The sequence below is a fragment of the Curtobacterium sp. B8 genome, assembly GCF_000333315.1.
In the GTDB taxonomy this organism is placed as follows: Bacteria; Actinomycetota; Actinomycetes; order Actinomycetales; family Microbacteriaceae; genus Curtobacterium; species Curtobacterium luteum.
The window spans coordinates 1-2,615 of sequence record NZ_BACW01000402.1 but is presented as its reverse complement, the minus strand read 5'-3'; the positions used below and the strand labels follow the sequence as shown (position 1 = coordinate 2,615).

The 2,615-nt window shown below is 71.2% G+C and carries 1 protein-coding gene and 2 pseudogenes; 1 reads left to right on the top strand and 2 read right to left on the bottom strand.

The window, feature by feature from the left end; all coding sequences use genetic code 11:
- Window positions 1-333, bottom strand: a 333-nt coding sequence (locus tag I59_RS10305) for a hypothetical protein (protein ID WP_031273585.1), incomplete at its 3' end; no start/stop codon positions are given.
- A gap of 202 nt (window positions 334-535) precedes the next feature.
- Here I59_RS10305 and I59_RS10300 point away from each other — a divergent pair.
- Window positions 536-2,287: pseudogene (locus I59_RS10300) on the top strand (NADP-dependent isocitrate dehydrogenase); the annotation flags it as partial.
- Between the two features lie 60 nt (window positions 2,288-2,347).
- Here I59_RS10300 and I59_RS23465 read toward each other — a convergent pair.
- A pseudogene (locus tag I59_RS23465) lies at window positions 2,348-2,479 on the bottom strand (hypothetical protein); the annotation flags it as partial.
- Window positions 2,480-2,615: the final 136 nt, after the last annotated feature.

Sequence of the window (2,615 nt, the reverse complement as noted above, 5' to 3'; positions counted from 1 at the left end):
GCGGACCGTCCCCCGGTGCTGTGCCGGAGCGGCGTGCGCGACGGCCGCGACGCTCCCGACCGCGAGCACGAGGGCGAGGGCACCCGCGGCGCAGGCGGTCCCCATCCGACGCAGGCGCGACCGGGCCCCGCGCTGGCGGGGTGCGAACCGGGCGAGCCCCCGCGCCGGCTCCGGGCCGACGAGCCACGGACCCGATCCGTCGACGTCGTACGAGAAGGGCCCGGAGCCGTCGGGGGCGTAGCGGTACGGCCCGCTGCCGTCCACCGCGTAGGCGGAGCGGAGGTCCTCGGCGGTCCACCCGAAGTCCTCGGGGGTCTGTCGTCGTGTCGTCATGGCCTGCTCCTCCCACCGCGGCCTGGGGAGCCGCGGGAGACCAGTCCACGCGTGCCGTCCATGAGACGGCGGTGTGCCTCCAGAGCGTCCCAGGTGCGTTCGCTGGGAGGTGACCCGACAAGGTGTCTTGACGTCGAGACATCTCGCGCCAGCGAGTAGCGTGGGGCCTACCGACGGCATGAACAAGGGAGCACCCGCCAGCATGGCCAAGATCATCTACACGCTCACGGACGAGGCGCCGTTCCTGGCGACCCACTCCTTCCTCCCGATCATCCAGGCGTTCGCCGGCACCGCCGGTGTCGACGTGGAGACCCGCGACATCTCGCTCTCCGGCCGGATCATCGCGCAGTTCCCGGAGCGGCTCACCGACGAGCAGCGCCTGGACGATGCCCTCACCGAACTCGGTGAGCTCGCGAAGACCCCCGAGGCGAACATCATCAAGCTGCCGAACATCTCGGCATCGATCCCGCAGCTCAAGGCGGCGATCGCGGAACTGCGGTCGCAGGGTTACGACCTGCCCGCCTACCCGGACGAGCCCACGACCGACGAGGAGCGCGACGTCCGCGCCCGCTACGACCGCGTCAAGGGCAGTGCGGTGAACCCCGTGCTCCGCGAGGGCAACTCGGACCGCCGCGCACCGCTCTCGGTGAAGAACTACGCCAAGAAGCACCCGCACCGCATGGGTGCCTGGAGCCACGACTCGAAGACGAACGTCGTGACGATGGGCAAGGACGACTTCCGGTCGAACGAGCAGTCCTGGATCGCCCCCGCGGACGACACCCTGACCATCGAGTTCGTGGCGGCCGACGGCGACACCACGGTGCTCAAGCAGTCGATCCCCGTCCTGCAGGGCGAGGTCGTCGACGGCACCGTCCTGCACGTCCGCGCGCTCGAGGCCTTCCTGAAGGACCAGATCGCCGCCGCGCAGGAGCAGGGCGTCCTGTTCTCCGTGCACCTCAAGGCCACGATGATGAAGGTCTCCGACCCGATCATCTTCGGCCACGTCATCCGCGCGTTCTTCCCGACCGTGTTCGAGCGGTTCGGCGCCGACCTCGCCGCCGCCGGGCTCAACCCGAACGACGGTCTCGGCTCGGTCCTCGCCGGACTCGACGCCGTGCCGAACGGTGCGGAGATCAAGCGGGCCTTCGACGAGGGCCTCGACGCTGGCCCCGAGCTCGCGATGGTCGACTCCGACAAGGGCATCACGAACCTGCACGTCCCGAGCGACGTCATCGTCGACGCGTCGATGCCGGCGATGATCCGCACCTCCGGCCACATGTGGGGCCCGGACGGCGAGGAGCACGACACCCTCGCGGTGATCCCGGACTCGAGCTACGCCGGCATCTACCAGACCGTGATCGAGGACTGCCGCGCGAACGGCGCCTTCGACCCGGCCACGATGGGCTCCGTGCCGAACGTCGGCCTCATGGCGCAGAAGGCCGAGGAGTACGGCTCGCACGACAAGACCTTCGAGGTGCCCGGGGCCGGCCGTGTCCGCGTCGTGACGAGCGGCGGCGAGACCGTCATCGAGCACGAGGTCGAGGCCGGCGACATCTGGCGTGCCTGCCAGACCAAGGACGTGGCGATCCGCGACTGGGTGAAGCTCGCCGTGACCCGCGCCCGCGCCTCGGCGACGCCGGCGGTGTTCTGGCTCGACGAGACCCGTGCGCACGACGCCAACCTGATCGGCCTGGTCCGCACGTACCTCGCCGAGCACGACACCGACGGGCTGCAGATCGAGATCGAGTCGCCCGAGGACGCCATGGCCTTCTCGCTCGAGCGCATCCGCCGTGGCGAGGACACCATCTCGGTCACCGGCAACGTGCTCCGCGACTACCTCACGGACCTGTTCCCCATCATGGAGCTCGGCACCTCGGCGAAGATGCTCTCCGTGGTCCCGCTCCTCGGCGGCGGCGGCCTGTTCGAGACCGGTGCGGGCGGCTCGGCCCCGAAGCGTGATGCCCTTGCCGACGAGGGCGAGGTGCTTGGTCGCGGACTCGGGCGCGTACCGGACGACCACGAGCCGCGGGGGGCGGACCGACCCGCGACCGACCCCGGCGATCCCGCCGAAGCCCTGCGCCTCGAGCTCGTGCTCGTCGAGCACCTCGACGGTGAGGGGGAGACCATCCGCCTGCGCGACCGCCACGTCCGCCACGTCCGCGGGGCCGAGGTCGCCGGCGGCGGTGTTGACGAGGTCCCGGACGGTCGCGGCCGTCTCGGCGACCACCGACGCGCGGGTCGGGTCGACCTCGACGCCGGCGGGCGCGACGACTGCGATCCGC